Below are 15,708 nucleotides of genomic sequence, written 5' to 3'. Positions count from 1 at the left end.
GGTCGAACGCTCCCAAACGGCGACGCCCGGAAAACTCCGGGCGTCGCATCGTGTTTCACGTGGAACAGCACTGCGTCAGAGGCGCAGCGGCATGACGACGTGGCGCGAACGCTGGCTGCCGGCCTCGCGCACCAGCGCCGAGGAGTTCGCATCGCGCAGCTGGATCACGATGTGCTCGTCGCGCAGGGCCGAGAGGGCATCGAGCAGGTAGTTGACGTTGAAGCCGATCGCCAGCGATTCGACCTTGGTGTCGGCCTCGATCTCTTCCTGCGCCTCTTCCTGCTCGGGATTGTGCGCGCTGACCTTGAGCTGGCCGGGCGAGAGTTCCACGCGGACGCCGCGGTACTTCTCGTTGGACAGGATCGCGGCGCGCTGCAGGGCGGCGCGCAGGACCTCGCGGTCCAGCTTGACCTCGATATCGGCGCCGATCGGGATCACCGCCTCGTAGTCGGGGAAGCGGCCGTCGATCAGCTTGGAAGTGAAGGTGACATCGTCGCGCTTGACGCGGATGTGGCTGCGGCCGACTTCCAGCTCCAGCACGCGGTCGCCGCCTTCCAGCAGGCGTTGCAGCTCGGTCACACCCTTCCGCGGGACGATGATCTGACGCTTGGTCAGGCTACCGCCGGTTTCCAGGCCCGATTCGCACAGCGCCAGGCGGTGGCCGTCGGTGGCCACGCAGCGCAGCGAGGTATCGCGCAGGTCGAACAGCAGGCCATTGAGGTAATAGCGCACATCCTGCTGGGCCATGGCGAAGGCGGTGCGCTCGATCAGCTCCTTCAGCGCCGCTTCCGGCACGGTGACGCGCTCGGTGGCCTCGACCTCGTCGACCGACGGGAAATCGTTGGCCGGCAGCGTGGCCAGGGTGAAGCGGCTGCGCCCTGCGGCGACGCTGACCTTGTCGCCGGTCTGGCTGACGGTTATGCGGCTGCCATCGGGCAGGGCGCGCACGATTTCGAACAGCTTGCGCGCCGGGATCGTGGTTTCGCCATCCTGGGCGTCCTCGACCGCGCTGCGCGCAATCATTTCGACCTCCAGGTCGGTGCCGGTCAGCGAGAGCTGGCCGTTGTTCACCTGCACCAGGAAATTGGCCAGCACGGGCAGGGTCTGACGACGCTCCACCACATTGACCACTTGCGCCAGGGGTTTGAGGAAAGCTTCTCGCTGCAGGCTGAAACGCATCGTGGGTGTCCCGGTGCTCTAGGTTTTTAGAAGTGTATAAATCTTAAAAGCTGATGGTGATGGTTGCCGCGGATTTCCGGGAAAACCGATCTAACCTATTGATCAGCCTCGTTTTTATTCGATTGAAACCCGGTGGATGGCGTGTCGGTTTGCTGCGGGAAAAACTGTGGACAACTTTCATCGTCAAATCGATCCACGCCTTATCCACAGCTTCGACCCCCTACCGCCCACCGGATATTCCATGAATGCGGCGACCCGCACAGCATAGCCACCGCGGGGCCCGCCCGCTCACTCGCTGAGCTTGCGGATCAACTTGTCCCAGTCTTCCTTGAGCTTGCCGTCGGACTCCATCAGCGTGCGGATCTGCCGGCAGGCGTGCAGCACGGTGGTGTGGTCGCGTCCGGCGAAGGCATCGCCGATCTCGGGCAGGCTGTGTTCGGTCAGCTCCTTGGTCAGGGCCATGGCCACCTGGCGCGGGCGCGCCAGCGAGCGGGTGCGGCGCTTGGACAGCAGATCCTTGATCTGCAGGCCGTAGTAGTCGGCCACGGTCTTCTGGATGTTGGGGATGCCGATGGCCTGCTGCTGGGCGCGCAGCAGGTCACGCAGGGTTTCCTGTGCGAACTCCGGCGTGATCGCCCGGCCCAGGAAGTTGGCGCGCGCGGCCAGCGTGTTGAGCGCCCCTTCCAGGTCGCGCACGTTGGAGCGCATCTTCTTGGCCAGCAGGAAGGCCACATCGTCGGGGATGTGGGTGCCGCGCTCGGCCGCCTTGGACAGCACGATGGCCGCGCGGGTCTCGAAGTCGGGCGGGTCGATGGCCACCGACAGGCCCCAGGCCAGGCGCGACTTCAGCCGTGGCTCCAGGCCCTCCACCTCGCGCGGGTAGCGGTCGCAGGTCAGGATGATCTGCTGGCGACCGTCGAACAGCGCGTTGAAGGTGTGGAAGAACTCTTCCTGGGTGCGGTCCTTGCCGGCGAAGAACTGGATATCGTCGATCAGCAGCGCGTCGACCTGCTGGAAGCGGCGCTTGAACTGATCCATGGTCCGCTCGATCAGCGCCTTGGTCATGGCGCTGAAGAACTGCTCCGAGCGCAGGTACAGCACGCGCGCGGCCGGGTTCTGCCGGCGCATCTCGTTGCCGGCCGCGAACATCAGATGCGTCTTGCCAAGCCCGGTGCCGCCGTACAGCAGCAGCGGGTTGTGGGCGCGATCGCCAGGCTTCTGCGCGGCCTGCCAGGCAGCGGCGCGGCCGAGCTGGTTGCTGCGCCCTTCGACGAAGTTGTCGAAGGTGTAGTGGGTATCGAGGTTGCCGGCGAAGGGCTCGACCGGCGCGGTGGCCGCGGTGGTCAGCGAGGCGCTCGCGCCGTTGCCCGAGGCGGCGGCCGGCTCGGCCGCCTTGGCCCGCGAGCCCACCGCCAGCGAGACCTGGTCGAAGCCGGCGTAATGGTCGATCAGCTCACGGATGCGCGGCAGGTAGCGCTCGCGCACCTGGTCGACGATGAAGGCGTTGGGCGCATAGAGCACGACCGCGTCGGGACGCTGTTCGGCCTGCAGCGGCTTGAGCCAGGTGTGGACATCTTCGGCCGGCAGTTCGGCTTCCAGGCGTTCTAGGCAGCGGGGCCAGGCATCCATCTTTAAGAGATCGGTCATCCAGCGCCGGGCCAGCTCGCGCAGCCCGACGGCACGTGGAAAAGAGGGTCGGGCAGGGTACCACGTCGTCCGCTTTGCCCACCGTCCGACCACCGCTCATCCACAGTTCCATCCACAGGCCGGGCACACGCAAGCTTGACGTGCGCTTTGGCCGCCCCGTAGAATTTCCGGTTCTTTCCACCCCTTATCGCCTGAGAGTGCCCCATGGCCACCAAGCGCACCTACCAGCCCAGCAACCTCAAGCGCAAGCGCGACCACGGCTTCCGTGCCCGCATGAAGACCGCTGACGGTCGCAAGATCCTCGCCCGTCGCCGCGCGAAGGGCCGCAAGACGCTCTGCGCCTGATGTCTCGCGCCGCGCCTGGCGCGCGGCCGGTCATCACAGCATGCGTTTGCACACCAAGCCCGCGCCGCGCAACGGCGCGGGCTTTGTCGTGCCATGAGTCCTGACGTTTCGTCCAAGACCTTTCCCCGCCGGGCGCGCGTGCGCACCTCGGCCGAGTACACCCGGGTCTTCGGCCTCGCCCGCCGCCACGCCACGCCGCTGATCGCCCTGCACCTGGCGGCCGGTGGCGAACAGGCGCGCCTGGGCCTGGCGGTCTCGCGCAAGGTCGACAAGCGCGCGGTCGGACGCAACCGCATCAAGCGCGTGCTGCGCGACCACTTCCGTGCGCTGCGCCTGGCGCTGCCGGCCGGCGACTACGTGCTGGTGGCACGCCCGGCGGCCGCGCAGGCCTCGGCCGCGCAGCTGCGCGCGGCCTTCGATCAGCTGCTGCAGCGCGCCGGCGCGTTGCCCGCCCCGGATGCGGGCGGCACAATGCGCCCCGCGCCAGCGCGCCCCTCCTCTTCCCTTTCCACGCCGGACGCTGCAACCGGCTGAGACTGCCTGCTTCCATGAACCAGACCCGTGTTTTCCTGATCTTCGCCTGGCTGATGGTGGCGACCCTGTTGTGGATGGAGTGGGGCAAGTGGAAGACCGCCCAGGACCATCCGGCCACCCCGGTGGCGGCCGCCACGACGACGCCCGCGGCCGATGCCGGCGGCAGCGGCGTGCCCAGCACCGAGGGGCTGGCGACCACGCCGTCGCCCGGCACCGCCGCGTCCACGACCGCACCGGCCAATTCCGCCGCCGCCGCGCCGGCCGCGGCTTCGACCCAGGTCACCGTCACCACCGACACGCTCAAGCTGGTCATCGACGGCAGCAAGGTGCTGCGCGCGCAGCTGCTGCAGTACCCGCAGAGCCGCGATCCCGGCGCGCCGCCGGTGGAACTGTTCAACCAGAACCCCGCCCAGCTCTACACCGCCGGCCTGGCCTGGACCAGCCAGGGCAGCGCCGCGCCGGGCCCGGGCGCGGTGTTCCGCCCCGAGCAGCCGCAGCGTGACTACGTGTTGGCCAGCGGCCAGGACAGCTTGCGCATTCCCTTCGTCTGGGAAGGCAACGGCGTGCGCATCGTGCGCACCTTCACCATCACCCGCGGCTCTTACTTGATCGGCGTCTCCGACCAGGTCACCAACACCGGCAGCGCGCCGTGGACGGCGGTGATCTATCGCCAGCTCGAGCGCACGCCGCCGCCGCCGGTCAAGGGCGGCATCACCAACCCGCACGCCTTCAGCCTGGTCGGCGCCGCCTGGCGCACCGCCAGCGGGGCCTACGAGCGCCGCAAGTTCGGCGACGACTACCTGGAAGACGGCAAGCTCAACCAGGACATGAAGGGCGGCTGGATCGCGATGCTGGAGCATCACTTCCTCAGCGCCTGGGTGCCCGATCCGCAGCAGCCGGCGCTGGTGTCGCTGGATGAGCGCACCGTCGGCGGCGTGCGCCGCTACCTGGTCAGCGAGACCGGCCCCAGCCTGACCGTGGCGCCGGGCCAGACCGGCACCACCGATGCGCGGCTGTGGGTCGGCCCGAAGCTGGTCAAGGCGATCAAGGCCTCCGGCATCCCCGGCCTAGACAGCGCGGTGGACTACAGCCGCTTCGCGCCGCTGGCGGTGATCGGCTCGGGCCTGTTCTGGATCCTGAGCCATCTGCACGATCTGCTCGGCAACTGGGGCTGGTCGATCATCGGCCTGGTGGTGGTGGTCAAGCTGGTGCTGTTCCCGCTGTCCTCGGCCCAGTACAAGTCGATGGCCAAGATGCGCAAGTTCCAGCCGCGCATGCAGCAGCTCAAGGAGCGCTACGGCGAGGATCGGGCCAAGCTGCAGCAGGCCATGATGGAGCTGTACAAGAAGGAGAAGATCAACCCGATGGGCGGCTGTCTGCCGATCCTGGTGCAGATGCCGATCTTCCTGTGCCTGTACTGGGTGCTCAACGAGTCGGTCGAGCTGCGCCAGGCTCCGTGGATCCTGTGGATCCACGACCTCACCGCGCGCGATCCCTACTTCATCCTGCCGGTGCTCAACGTGCTGGTGATGTGGCTGACGCAGAAGCTCTCGCCGACCACGGGCATGGACCCGACCCAGGCCAAGATGATGCAGTTCATGCCGCTGATCTTCGGCGCGACCATGGCCTTCTTCCCCTCTGGCCTGGTGCTGTACTGGGTGACCAACGGCAGCCTGGGCCTGCTGCAGCAGTGGTGGATGGGCCGCGTCCACGGCCAGCCCTCGCTGGGCAAGCCGGAAAGCGACAAGCCGGACAAGACGGTCCGCAAGTAAGTCGCTCGACGCTTCACCACAAAAGCCCGCCGTCTTCGGCGGGCTTTTGTTTTGTCTCTCTCACGGTGATGGATCGCGGCGTGCGGGCGTTGCGGCTTCGGATGGGCAGGGGCGACTCGCGTCAAGTCACAACGCTTCGGTTTGCGCGGTCGTTCAAGCCTCTCCCTCCCAACCAACGCGATCAGCAACGGGAAGGCATCGACTTGAGGCCCCCTCCCTTGCGCGCAGCGCAGGGGAGGGATGGGGAGGGGTCGGGGCTTTACCGGGCAACCCACCGAAGCAAGAGCAACAGCACCCCACCCCGGCCCTCCCCTTCGCCTTCGGCGAAAGGGAGGGGGCAGAGCGCTTGCTCGACGCCTTCGGGTCGGAAGGAGCCCTGGTCTATCCGCCGCGAAAGCCTCGACCCTGGCGGATGTGTGGAGAGCGGGCCAGGAATTGCGGACCGAGCCGAGGAGCCGCGCCCGGCCGGGTCGAGGCTGCTCGGCGAAGTCCGCTCTACACCACCGCGCTCATGTCATCAACACGCGTGCCCTCCGCACTCCGGCGATGCCTTTTTTGTTTTTGCGCGGCGGCACGGGCACGATGCCGGGCGCCGCACTGTCCTCATCGAATCCGCACGCCATGCACGCATCGCTCCCGCACATCGACACCATCGCCGCCGTGGCCACTGCGGCGGGCGCGGGCGGGGTGGGCATCGTGCGCCTGTCGGGCCCGCGTGCGAGGCAGATCGCCCAGGCGATGGGCGCGGGCGAGTTGGCGCCGCGGCAGGCGCGCTACGCGCGCTTCGTCGATGGCGCGGGCGAGGTGATCGACGATGGCATCGCGCTGGCCTTCGTCGCGCCGGCCAGCTTCACGGGCGAGGACGTGGTCGAACTGCAGGCGCACGGCAGTCCGGTGGTGCTGCGTGCGCTGGTGGCGCGCGCCTGCGCGCTGGGTGCGCGCCAGGCGCGGCCGGGCGAGTTCTCCGAACGCGCCTTCCTCAACGGCAAGCTCGACCTGGCCCAGGCCGAGGCGGTGGCCGATCTGATCGCCGCCGGCGACGCGCGCGCGGCGCGTGCGGCGCGGCGTTCGCTCGATGGCGCGTTCTCGCGCCGCGTCGAAGCGCTGGCCGAGCAGCTGCTGCGGCTGCGGGTCCACGTGGAGGCGGCGATCGACTTCGCCGACGAGCCGCTGGAGACCCTGGGCGGCGCGGCCGTGCATACCGGCGTGCAGGCGCTGCTGGCCGATCTCGAACAGCTGCTGGACGAAGCCCAGCGCGGTCGCCGGCTGCGCGATGGCCTGCACGTGGTGATCGTCGGGCCGCCCAACGCCGGCAAGAGCTCGCTGCTCAACGCCCTGGCCGGGCGCGAACGCGCCATCGTCACCGACACCGCCGGCACCACGCGCGACACGCTGCACGAAGTGATCCGCATCGACGGCGTCGAACTGACCCTGGTCGACACCGCCGGTCTGCGTGAGGGCGGCGATGCGATCGAACGCGAGGGCATGCGCCGCGCCGGCGACGAACTGCGCCGCGCCGATGTGGCGCTGGTGATGCTCGACGCGCGCGATCCGCAGGCCGGCCGCGCCGCGGTGGCCGATGTGCTGGATCCGGCCACGCCCAAACTGTGGCTGCACAACAAGCTCGACCTGTTGCCCGACGCGCCGCGCCTGGAGCAGGACGCGCTGGCGCTGTCCACGCGCACCGGCGCTGGTCTCGACGCGTTGGTCGCGCGTCTGCAGGCCCTGGCGCTTGGCCAGGCCGGCGCCGCAGTGGAAGGCGAATTCTCGGCGCGTGCCCGCCACGTGCAGGCGCTGGAAGACGCGCGCGAGCACGCGACGCTGGCAAAACGCGAGCTCGATCACGAATCCTTGGCGCTGGCCGCCGAAGAACTGCGCCTGGCCCACGACGCGCTGGGCGAGATCACCGGCAGGATCTCGCCCGACGCCTTGCTGGGCCGGATCTTTTCCACGTTCTGCATCGGCAAGTGACCCGCCCGGGCAGTTGACAACCGCGGCGCTTGACGCGAGTTTCGCCACTTGGTCTGCGCCATGCGGACCCTTCAGGGGAACCATCGATGTCCAAGCTCACACCGACCGCCCTGCGGCCCGTGGCCGCCGTTGCGCTGCTGGGACTGCTCGCCGCCTGCTCGCAGCAGCCTGCTTCCACGCCGGCCGCCAGCACGCCGCCGCCGGCCGACCCGCAGAGCGCCGCGCAGGCCATCGCCGCCGATGCCGCGCCCAAGGGCGCGGTGGCGGCCAGCGTGCAGGCCATGAGCACCGACGATCTGCGCGCCGCCGCCACGCGTGCGATCGGCCAGAACCGTCTGTACGCACCGGCTGGCGACAATGCGGTGGAGTACTACCTGGCCCTGCGCGACAAGCAGCCCGACGATCCGGCGGTGACCAGTGCGCTGACCGACTTCATGCCCTACACGGTGATCGCCGCCGAGCAGAGCATCGGCCGCAAGGACTTCGACGAGGCCCGGCGCCTGCAGGCGCTGATCCGCAAGGCCGATCCGAACGCGCCGTCCCTGCCACGCCTGGCGGCGGCCACCGAGGCCGGCGAGAAGCTGCTGGCCCAGCAGAGCAGCGACGAGGTGGCCAAGGCCAAGGCCGCCGCCGAGGCCAAGACCAGGGAGGCCCAGCGCCTGGCCGAACAGGCCGCCCAGCAGAAGCAGGCAGCGCAGGCGCCGGCCGCCCAGCCGCGCGCCGCGCGCGAGGACAACACCCGCGATGCGCCGGCCGCACCGGCGTCCGCGCCGGCGCCGCGCCCGCAGGCCGCCGCCGAACGTCCGGCCCCGGTTGCGGCAGCGCCCGCCGAGCCATCGGGATCGCCCTCGTCCGCGTCGGCCGCCTCCAGCGGCGAGCGGCGCCTGCTCAGTGCGCCGCCGCCGCGCTATCCGATGGATGCGCTGCGCGCCGGCACCAGCGGCCAGGTGGTGGTGGAGATCACCATCGGCGGCGATGGCGATGTCAGCAACGTGCGCGTGGTCCAGGCCACGCCGCCGCGCGTGTTCGATCGCGCCGCGCTGACCGCGGTCAAGCGCTGGAAGTTCGAGCCCACCGGTGCCACCAGCACCACGCGCCGCACGATCGCCTTCAACCCGGGCTGAGCGCGCCCGGCAACGCAAGAAGAAGGGCCGGCATTGCCGGCCCTTGTTCGTTGCGGGCGATGCAGGCTCAGCCGGAGATCGCCAGCTGCTCGCCGCGGTAGCGGCGCACCGCCAGGAACCACATCAGCCCGGCCAGGGCGAAGCTGGCGCCCAGATAGATGCCCCACTGCGCCGGCGAGACGACCTCGCCACGCACGACCTTCAGGATCAGCTGGTTCTGCGCCAGGAACGGCACGGCGAACTGCCACAGCTGGGTCTTGACCGGGTTCACCATCAGCACGATCGAGGGCAGCATCGGCAGCAGCATCAGCCAGCTCATGTGGCTCTGCGCTTCCTTCATGCTCTTGGCCGTGGCCGACAGGTAGGTCAGCAGCGTGGTGCCGATGAACACCATCGGCATCAGGATCAGCAGCAGCAGCGCGATGGTGGAAAAACTCACCGCCATCTGCCGGCCGACCGTGGGCGAGATCACCGCGGTGAGCTTGAACATCAGCAAGGTCAGCGCCAGCGACAGCAGTGCCACCGCGCAGGCCGCGGCGACCTTGCCGCTGACCACCGCGCCGCGCGGGGCGGGCGTGGCCAGCAGCGGCTCCAGCGACTGGCGTTCGCGCTCGCCGGCGGTGCCGTCCATGATCAGGTAGGCACCGCCGATGAAGGCGCTGAGGATCAGCAGATACGGCAGCAGCACGCCCACCAGCCGGCCGCGCTTGGCTTCCTCGGAGGCCATGTCGGTGTCGCTGATCTGCAGCGGCGCGGCGGCCGCAGGGCTGACGCCGCGCGCGAGCAGGCGCAGCGCGCCGACCTGGCTGTTGTAGGCGCGCAGCAAGGCCTGCACGCGCTTGACCGGCACCTCGGCGTTCTGCCGGGTCGAATCGCTCAGGACCTCCACCGGCGCCGGTTGGCTCTTGCGCCACTTCTCACCGTAGTCATCGCCGATGCGCAGGATCACGTCGGCCTTCTGCTCGGCGATGGCCGCGGCAACATCGGCCGGGGGATCGACGATGGTGACGTTCTGGCCTTCCAGCCAGGCGATCAGGTTGGGCGCGTGCTGCTTGCCGATCACCGGCAGCTCCAGCGGCTTGTCGGTCAGGTCGCGGATGCGGTTCTCGGTCAGGGTGAACAGCCCGATCAGCAGCACCGGCACCAGCACCGGACTCAGCAGCAGCGAGAGCGCCACGGTGCGGCGATCGCGGAAGAAGTCGAGCAACTCCTTGCGCATCACCACCCACAGGGTCTTGAGACTGTTCATGCCAGCAGGCCCTCCTCCGAACCGATCGCTTCGACGAAGGCGTCCTCCAGGTTGTCCCGGCCGTACAGCGCGCGCAGTTCATCGGGCGTGCCGGCGGCCACCACCGTGCCCTTGGCGATGATCACGATGCGATCGCACAGCGCGGCCACCTCCTGCATGATGTGGCTGGAGAACACCACGCAGCGACCTTCGCCGCGCAGCTGCTTGAGGAATTCGCGCAGGCCGCGGGTGGTCATCACGTCCAGGCCGTTGGTCGGTTCGTCCAGCACCACGTTGCGCGGGTCGTGCACCAGCGCGCGGGCGATGGCGGTCTTGGTGCGCTGGCCCTGGCTGAAGCCCTCGGTGCGCCGGTCCAGGAAGTCGGTCATGTTCAGCGCGTGCGCCAGGCGCTCGGTGCGCGCGGCGATGGTGGCCTTGTCCAGCCCGTGCAGCGCGCCGAAGTAGGCGATGTTCTCGCGTGCGGTCAGGCGCTTGTACACGCCGCGCGCGTCGGGCAGCACGCCCAGCGCGCGCCGCGCCGCCTGCGGATCGGCCGCCACGTCCACCCCGTCGATCAACACCTGCCCCTGGTCGGGCTGCATCAGCGTGTAGAGCATGCGCAGGGTGGTGGTCTTGCCGGCGCCGTTGGGACCGAGCAGGCCGGTGATCTGGCCGTCGGCGGCGGTGAAGTCCACCCCGCTCACGGCCTTGACCACGGTCTTCTTCGATTGGAACGTCTTGTGGAGATTCTGCAGGGCGATCATGGGTCCCATCCGTAGAAGCCGGTGAAGGGCGGGGTGTCGGTGAGGCGGTCCAGGCATGTGGCGTCGAGCGACTTGGCGTCGGCCTTGTCCAGGAACTGGCCCAGCAGCTGCGGCGTGCAGCCCACGGCGATGACGTTGTGGCCCTGGCCCTTGAGCACCAGGTGGCGCGCGTTGGGCAGCGACTTGGCGACTTCCGCGCCGTAGCGCGGCGGGGTCACCGGATCGAACTGGCCGCTCAGCAGCAGCGCCGGCACATCGGTGGACAGCGGCTTGCGGAAGTTCGCCGCGCGCGTGCCCTTGGGCCACACCGCGCACTGCGCCTTGAGCCCCTCGACGATGGCGTTGCCCAGCAGCGAGCCGTCCTGCCTGGGATCGGGCGCCAGCTCGCTGCCGTCCTCGGCGCAGATCACCGACAGCTGCATGCCCATGGCCATCGAATCGGAGAGCGAGCCGCCGATCAGGCTGGCCGTGGCGGCCAGCGTGTCGTAGCGGCCCTGCGCGGCTTCGGCGAACTGCAGGGGCAGGGTGGCGGTCATCAGCGGCATGTAGGCCGACATGCGCACCAGCCCGGCCACATCGCCGGCGTGCAGGGTTTCCTGGCGCGCCGCGCCGGTGACCGGGTCGCGGAAGTTCACCGTCGGTGATTGCGTGCGCAGGGTCTGCATCAGCGCGTTGAGGCGCTGGCGCGGGTTGCCCAGCTTGTCGGCGCAGGCCTTGTCGTTGGCGCAGCGGGCGAACTGCAGGTCCAGCGCGCTTTCCAGGTTCTGCGCGAACTCGTTGCCCAGCACCAGCGAATTGGGCGCCACGCCGTCGAGCACGATGGCGCGCGTGTGCTGCGGATAGGTGGCCGCGTACTGCTGGGCCACGCGCGTGCCGTAGGACACGCCGACCAAATCGATCTTGGCCGCGCCGATGGCCTGGCGCACCGCATCCAGGTCGGCGATCGCATCGCCGGTGGTGTAGAAGCGCGGGTCGGCCTTCTTCTCCAGCTGCGCCAGGCAGCTGCGCGCATAGGCGCCGGCGGCATCGGGCGTGTCGATGTCCTGCGCCTTGTCCGGCTGCGGGCATTGCAGCGGATTGGAGCCGCCGGTGCCGCGCTGGTCGACCAGGATCACGTGGCGCTTGGCGTTGACCTTGGCGAAGGCGGTCTGCAGCTGCGGATAGGTATCCAGCGCCGACTGGCCCGGGCCGCCGGCCAGCATGAACACCGGATCGGGCTCGGCCGAGGTGTCGTTCTGCGCCGGCACCCAGCCGATGCGCAGGGCGATCTTGCGTCCGCCCGGCGCGGCGCGGTTCTCCGGCACCTGCAGCGTGGCGCACTGGGCCTCCACCGAGGCGGGCATCAGCGGCGCGCTGAGCGTGCAGGGCTTGAACTCCAGCGTGCCCAGCGTGCGCGCCTGCGCCGCCGGGACACTGGCCGCCAGCAGCAGGGCTGGCCACCACCATCGTTGTTGCATGGGACTCTCCTTGGAAGGCATCCGTGGTCCGGATGTGGATGCTGACATGACGCGCGGCGTCGGCTGATGTGACCGGGTGCGGCGCCGCTTACGGTTCGAACAGGAAGATCGCCTCGATCGGCTCGCCGAACAGCCGGGCGATCTGGAAGGCCAGCGGCAGGCTGGGGTCGTACTTGCCGGTCTCGATCGAGTTGATGGTCTGGCGCGACACGCCAAGGCGCTCGCCCAGCACCGCCTGCGACCAGCCGCGCGCCTCGCGCAGTTCGCGCACGCGGCTGTTCACAGGTACTTGCGCAGCTGCCAGGTGTAGACCACCAGCTGCACCACCATCAGCCATACGCCCACCCAGAGCAGGGCGTTGCCGGCGTCGATCCGCACCAGCCCCAGGCGCAGCAGCAGCCAGACGGCGAAATAGCCCTGCGAGACCAGCAGCGCCGCCAGCGCCCAGCTTTCCACCTCCAGCTTGCGCATCAGCTCGTCCAGCTGGCGCAGGCGCAGCACGGTGGCCGCCACGAACAGCCCCATCGCCAGCAGCGGCAGCGCGCCCAGGACCAGCACCTGCAGCGGCGAGGCGGTCTGCGGCACGCCCCAGCGTGCCAGCAGCACCAGCAGCACGTACAGCGCCAGGGCGATGCCGCTGAACCAGCGCACGCGCCGGTCGGCGCAGGCGCCCTGTTCGCGGGCCTCCAGCAGCAGGAAATAGGTGCGGCGGGCACCAGGGATCAGCAACACCAGCAGCAGCACGGCCAGCGCGGTGCCCATGCCCGCCGCCATGCCCAGCAGCGTCTGCCGCCCCTCGGCGCTGAGCGTGGGCAGCAGGCCCGGCACCAGCGCCAGCACCGCCACCGCGGCGGCCAGGGCCGCGATCAGCGGCAGGCGCCAGCGCAGCGAGCGCGGCGGGGGTGTGGTCTGGTCATTCATCGGCGTGCCCGGCCTGTGGCGGGAGTCGGCGCGCCTGGCGCGGTCGTGCAACGGAAGCGGTGTCCATGCGAAGCGCGATGTCAAGGAAGGTTGACACCATCCTGCGCGCGGCAGCGGCGCCGTGTCAAGCACGCTTTACATCGCGGCCGGGCGCTATTTCGAGCTGACGTACTTCTCGCGACGGATCTGCGGGATCGGCAGGCCGTGGGCCTTCAGCGCCTCGAAGCAGGCGTCGACCATGTCCGGGTTGCCGCACAGGTAGGCGATGTCGCGGGCCGGGTCGGGCGCGATGCCCGGCAGGGCCTGCTGCACATAGCCGTGGTGCGCGCCGTCCTGCTGCTCGCGCGAGAGGCAGGGCAGGTAGGAGAAGCCCGGGTGCGCGGCGGCGAAGGCGGCGAACTCGTCGTGGTAGAGCAGCTCGCCCAGGGTGCGCGCGCCCTGCAGCAGCACCACCTCGACGCCGCGCCCGGCCATGGCCGCGGCCAGCGCCGGCAGCATGGCCCGGTACGGCGTGACGCCGGTGCCGGTGGCGATCAGCACATAGCGCGCGTTGGCATCGCCCGGCTGCAGGGTGAAACGGCCGAACGGCCCGCTGGCCTGCACCACCTGGCCTGGCGTCAGCGCCTCGAACAGCGCCGTGGCCGCTCCGCCCGGCACATAGCTCACCGCCATCTCCACCGTGCCGTCGGCCGCCGCGCCGGGCGTGCGCACGTTGGCCAGCGAATAGCTGCGCCGCGCCGCGCTGCCGTCGGCCATGGTGAAGTGCACCTGGATGAACTGCCCGGGGATGAAATCCAGCGCGGCCTGGTCGGCGCGGCGGAACACGTAATGGCCCACGCTCGGGGCCAGCATGCGGCGGGCGATGAATTCCAGCGGAAACTGCGCGATGGCCAAGGCGTTGGAACGGTGTGATGCCCGGGCTGCCGGGGCGGGGCACCTATAATAGGGCTCTGTCTGTCATGCGGGCTCAACGCCCGCGCCAAGGCCTTCCATGACCTCGCTCTCCCCTGTCGCCGGTCCCGTGCCGGCGCTGTCCATCGTCGATCTGAAAAAGCGCTACGACAACGGCGTCGAAGCGCTCAAGGGCGTGTCGCTGAGCGTGGAGCCCGGCGATTTCTTCGCCCTGCTCGGGCCCAACGGCGCCGGCAAGTCCACGCTGATCGGCATCATCTCCTCGCTGGTCAACAAGACCTCCGGGCAGGTGCAGGTGTTCGGCACCGACCTGGTCGCGCACCGCGACGCGGCCATGCGCCTGATCGGCCTGGTGCCGCAGGAGATCAACTTCAACCTGTTCGAGAAGCCCTTCGACATCCTGGTCAACTACGCCGGCTTCTACGGCATCCCGCGCGATGAGGCCGTTCCGCGCGCCGAGGAGGAGCTCAAGCGCGCGCAGCTGTGGGACAAGGCCTTCCTGATGAGCCGCACGCTCTCCGGCGGCATGAAGCGGCGGCTGATGATCGCCCGCGCCATGATGACCCGCCCGCGCCTGCTGATCCTGGACGAACCCACCGCCGGGGTGGACATCGAGATCCGCCGCGGCATGTGGAAGACGCTGCGCGAGATCAACGCCGCCGGCACCACGATCATCCTCACCACCCATTACCTGGAGGAAGCCGAGAGCCTGTGCCGCAACCTGGCGATCATCAACCACGGCCGCATCGTCCAGCAGGGCCCGATGCGCGCGCTGCTGGCGCAGCTGGACGTGGAGGGCTTCCTGCTGGACATCGACGGCGAGCTGCCCGCGCAGCTGCCGGTGATCGAGGGCGCCACGCTGCTGGCCGCCGACCCGCATACGCTGGACCTGGACATGCCGCGGCAGATGGAACTCAACCGCGTGTTCGACGCGCTCGATGAGGCCGGCATCCGCGTGCGCTCGATGCGCACCAAGTCCAACCGGCTCGAAGAGCTGTTCGTTCGCATGACCGCTGCGCCCGCCGCCGCGCAGGAGACCTCCGCATGAGCAGCACCCCGACCCTGGTGTCGACCACCAGCAACGCCCGCCGCAACCTGACCGCGCTGTGGACCATCACCCGCCGCGAGATCGCCCGCATCCTGCGCATCTGGGGCCAGACCCTGGTGCCGCCGGCGATCACGATGACGCTGTACTTCCTGATCTTCGGCGGCCTGATCGGCTCGAAGATCGGCGACATGGGCGGCTTCTCCTACATGCAGTTCATCGTGCCGGGCCTGGTGATGATGAGCGTGATCCAGAACAGCTACGGCAACATCTCCTCCAGCTTCTTCGGCGCCAAGTTCGGGCGCCATGTCGAGGAGCTGCTGGTCAGCCCGATGCCCAACTGGGTGATCCTGCTGGGCTACGTGGCCGGTGCGGTGCTGCGCGGGCTGATGGTCGGCGCCATCGTGCTGGCGATCGCGATGTTCTTCACCCCGGTGCGCGTGCCGCATCCGCTGGTGACGCTGAGCACGGTACTGCTGGGCGCGACCATCTTCTCGCTGGCCGGCTTCGTCAACGCGGCCTATGCCAAGAAGTTCGACGACATCGCCATCGTGCCGACCTTCATCCTGACCCCGCTGACCTATCTGGGCGGCGTGTTCTATTCGGTCAAGCTGCTGCCGGGCTGGGCCGAGGCGGCCACGCACCTCAACCCGATCTTCTACATGGTCAACGCCTTCCGCTACGGCCTGCTGGGCAGCTCGGACGTGCCGCTGTGGGTGGCCTATGCGCTGATGCTGGGCTTCGTCGTCGCCCTGGCCGCGCTGGGCCTCTACCTGCTCAAGCGCGGCGTGGGGCTGCGCAGCTGAGGA

Annotated in this window: 15 protein-coding genes; 7 read left to right on the top strand and 8 right to left on the bottom strand. The window is 69.4% G+C overall.

Annotation, left to right across the window (positions count from 1 at the left end; all coding sequences use genetic code 11):
- Positions 1-75: 75 nt before the first annotated feature.
- The gene (gene dnaN / locus QE438_RS14730; RefSeq protein ID WP_130520359.1) at positions 76-1,179 is read right to left on the bottom strand and encodes a DNA polymerase III subunit beta; all 1,104 of its coding nucleotides are present in this window, start codon (positions 1,177-1,179) and stop codon (positions 76-78) included.
- A gap of 288 nt (positions 1,180-1,467) precedes the next feature.
- Complete coding sequence (dnaA, locus tag QE438_RS14725; RefSeq protein ID WP_130520358.1) at positions 1,468-2,808, bottom strand: chromosomal replication initiator protein DnaA; 1,341 nt, start codon at positions 2,806-2,808, stop codon at positions 1,468-1,470.
- A gap of 222 nt (positions 2,809-3,030) precedes the next feature.
- Here dnaA and rpmH point away from each other — a divergent pair, with 222 nt between their 5' ends.
- The 5 genes from rpmH (at position 3,031) to QE438_RS14700 (ending at position 8,572) form a co-directional block, all read left to right on the top strand.
- Complete coding sequence (gene rpmH, locus QE438_RS14720) at positions 3,031-3,171, top strand: 50S ribosomal protein L34 (protein WP_014162171.1); 141 nt, start codon at positions 3,031-3,033, stop codon at positions 3,169-3,171.
- Between the two features lie 93 nt (positions 3,172-3,264).
- The gene (gene rnpA / locus QE438_RS14715; RefSeq protein ID WP_130520356.1) at positions 3,265-3,705 is read left to right on the top strand and encodes a ribonuclease P protein component; all 441 of its coding nucleotides are present in this window, start codon (positions 3,265-3,267) and stop codon (positions 3,703-3,705) included.
- Between the two features lie 14 nt (positions 3,706-3,719).
- Positions 3,720-5,477, top strand: coding sequence for a membrane protein insertase YidC (gene yidC / locus QE438_RS14710; RefSeq protein ID WP_307184103.1), 1,758 nt, complete (start codon positions 3,720-3,722; stop codon positions 5,475-5,477).
- A gap of 621 nt (positions 5,478-6,098) precedes the next feature.
- Complete coding sequence (gene mnmE / locus QE438_RS14705; protein WP_306994631.1) at positions 6,099-7,448, top strand: tRNA uridine-5-carboxymethylaminomethyl(34) synthesis GTPase MnmE; 1,350 nt, start codon at positions 6,099-6,101, stop codon at positions 7,446-7,448.
- 86 nt (positions 7,449-7,534) lie between these two features.
- Positions 7,535-8,572: an energy transducer TonB gene (locus tag QE438_RS14700; RefSeq protein WP_306994633.1), complete on the top strand. Its 1,038-nt coding sequence runs from the start codon at positions 7,535-7,537 to the stop codon at positions 8,570-8,572.
- Positions 8,573-8,639: 67 nt separating this feature from the next.
- Here the strand turns inward: QE438_RS14700 and QE438_RS14695 are convergent, their stop codons facing one another.
- The 6 genes from QE438_RS14695 to QE438_RS14670 form a co-directional block, all read right to left on the bottom strand.
- A complete protein-coding gene (locus QE438_RS14695; protein ID WP_306994635.1) occupies positions 8,640-9,821 on the bottom strand; it encodes an ABC transporter permease in 1,182 nt (393 codons plus the stop codon).
- Positions 9,818-10,564 carry an ATP-binding cassette domain-containing protein gene (locus QE438_RS14690; protein ID WP_306994637.1) on the bottom strand — a complete coding sequence of 249 codons (747 nt, stop codon included), beginning with the start codon at positions 10,562-10,564 and terminating at the stop codon, positions 9,818-9,820. Before QE438_RS14690 ends, QE438_RS14695 begins: the two co-directional genes overlap by 4 nt.
- Positions 10,561-12,021, bottom strand: coding sequence for an alpha/beta hydrolase (locus QE438_RS14685; RefSeq protein ID WP_306994639.1), 1,461 nt, complete (start codon positions 12,019-12,021; stop codon positions 10,561-10,563). The genes QE438_RS14690 and QE438_RS14685 overlap by 4 nt, the downstream gene beginning before the upstream one ends.
- 88 nt (positions 12,022-12,109) lie before the next feature.
- On the bottom strand, positions 12,110-12,304 hold the full coding sequence (locus QE438_RS14680; RefSeq protein ID WP_130524148.1) for a helix-turn-helix transcriptional regulator: 195 nt from the start codon (positions 12,302-12,304) through the stop codon (positions 12,110-12,112).
- Positions 12,301-12,942: a hypothetical protein gene (locus QE438_RS14675; RefSeq protein WP_130520341.1), complete on the bottom strand. Its 642-nt coding sequence runs from the start codon at positions 12,940-12,942 to the stop codon at positions 12,301-12,303. The genes QE438_RS14680 and QE438_RS14675 overlap by 4 nt, the downstream gene beginning before the upstream one ends.
- Before the next feature lie 153 nt (positions 12,943-13,095).
- Positions 13,096-13,794 (bottom strand): FAD-binding oxidoreductase, encoded by a 699-nt coding sequence (locus QE438_RS14670; protein WP_306996268.1) that lies wholly within the window; start codon positions 13,792-13,794, stop codon positions 13,096-13,098.
- Between the two features lie 139 nt (positions 13,795-13,933).
- Between QE438_RS14670 and QE438_RS14665 the strand changes: the two genes are divergently transcribed.
- Together QE438_RS14665 and QE438_RS14660 are read left to right on the top strand one after the other, a co-directional pair.
- Entirely contained in the window at positions 13,934-14,902 is a 969-nt protein-coding gene (locus QE438_RS14665) for an ABC transporter ATP-binding protein (RefSeq protein ID WP_130520337.1), read from the top strand.
- Positions 14,899-15,705: an ABC transporter permease gene (locus tag QE438_RS14660; RefSeq protein WP_306994643.1), complete on the top strand. Its 807-nt coding sequence runs from the start codon at positions 14,899-14,901 to the stop codon at positions 15,703-15,705. Before QE438_RS14665 ends, QE438_RS14660 begins: the two co-directional genes overlap by 4 nt.
- The last annotated feature ends 3 nt before the right edge of the window (positions 15,706-15,708 follow it).

Origin of the sequence: Pseudoxanthomonas sp. SORGH_AS_0997 (assembly GCF_031453535.1) — a bacterium.
GTDB classification, from domain to species: Bacteria; Pseudomonadota; Gammaproteobacteria; order Xanthomonadales; family Xanthomonadaceae; genus Pseudoxanthomonas_A; species Pseudoxanthomonas_A winnipegensis.
The sequence above is the reverse complement of the archived record's forward strand: the minus strand, read 5'-3'. Positions and strand labels throughout refer to the sequence as shown.

Bases quoted from the DNA above. Each gene is read 5' to 3' on its own strand.
- dnaN (WP_130520359.1), bottom strand. From the start codon at position 1,179: ATGCGTTTCAGCCTGCAGCGAGAAGCTTTCCTCAAACCCCTGGCGCAA.
- dnaA (WP_130520358.1), bottom strand. From the start codon at position 2,808: ATGGATGCCTGGCCCCGCTGCCTAGAACGCCTGGAAGCCGAACTGCCG.
- rpmH (WP_014162171.1), top strand. From the start codon at position 3,031: ATGGCCACCAAGCGCACCTACCAGCCCAGCAACCTCAAGCGCAAGCGC.
- rnpA (WP_130520356.1), top strand. From the start codon at position 3,265: ATGAGTCCTGACGTTTCGTCCAAGACCTTTCCCCGCCGGGCGCGCGTG.
- yidC (WP_307184103.1), top strand. From the start codon at position 3,720: ATGAACCAGACCCGTGTTTTCCTGATCTTCGCCTGGCTGATGGTGGCG.
- mnmE (WP_306994631.1), top strand. From the start codon at position 6,099: ATGCACGCATCGCTCCCGCACATCGACACCATCGCCGCCGTGGCCACT.
- QE438_RS14700 (WP_306994633.1), top strand. From the start codon at position 7,535: ATGTCCAAGCTCACACCGACCGCCCTGCGGCCCGTGGCCGCCGTTGCG.
- QE438_RS14695 (WP_306994635.1), bottom strand. From the start codon at position 9,821: ATGAACAGTCTCAAGACCCTGTGGGTGGTGATGCGCAAGGAGTTGCTC.
- QE438_RS14690 (WP_306994637.1), bottom strand. From the start codon at position 10,564: ATGATCGCCCTGCAGAATCTCCACAAGACGTTCCAATCGAAGAAGACC.
- QE438_RS14685 (WP_306994639.1), bottom strand. From the start codon at position 12,021: ATGCAACAACGATGGTGGTGGCCAGCCCTGCTGCTGGCGGCCAGTGTC.
- QE438_RS14675 (WP_130520341.1), bottom strand. From the start codon at position 12,942: ATGAATGACCAGACCACACCCCCGCCGCGCTCGCTGCGCTGGCGCCTG.
- QE438_RS14670 (WP_306996268.1), bottom strand. From the start codon at position 13,794: ATGCTGGCCCCGAGCGTGGGCCATTACGTGTTCCGCCGCGCCGACCAG.
- QE438_RS14665 (WP_130520337.1), top strand. From the start codon at position 13,934: ATGACCTCGCTCTCCCCTGTCGCCGGTCCCGTGCCGGCGCTGTCCATC.
- QE438_RS14660 (WP_306994643.1), top strand. From the start codon at position 14,899: ATGAGCAGCACCCCGACCCTGGTGTCGACCACCAGCAACGCCCGCCGC.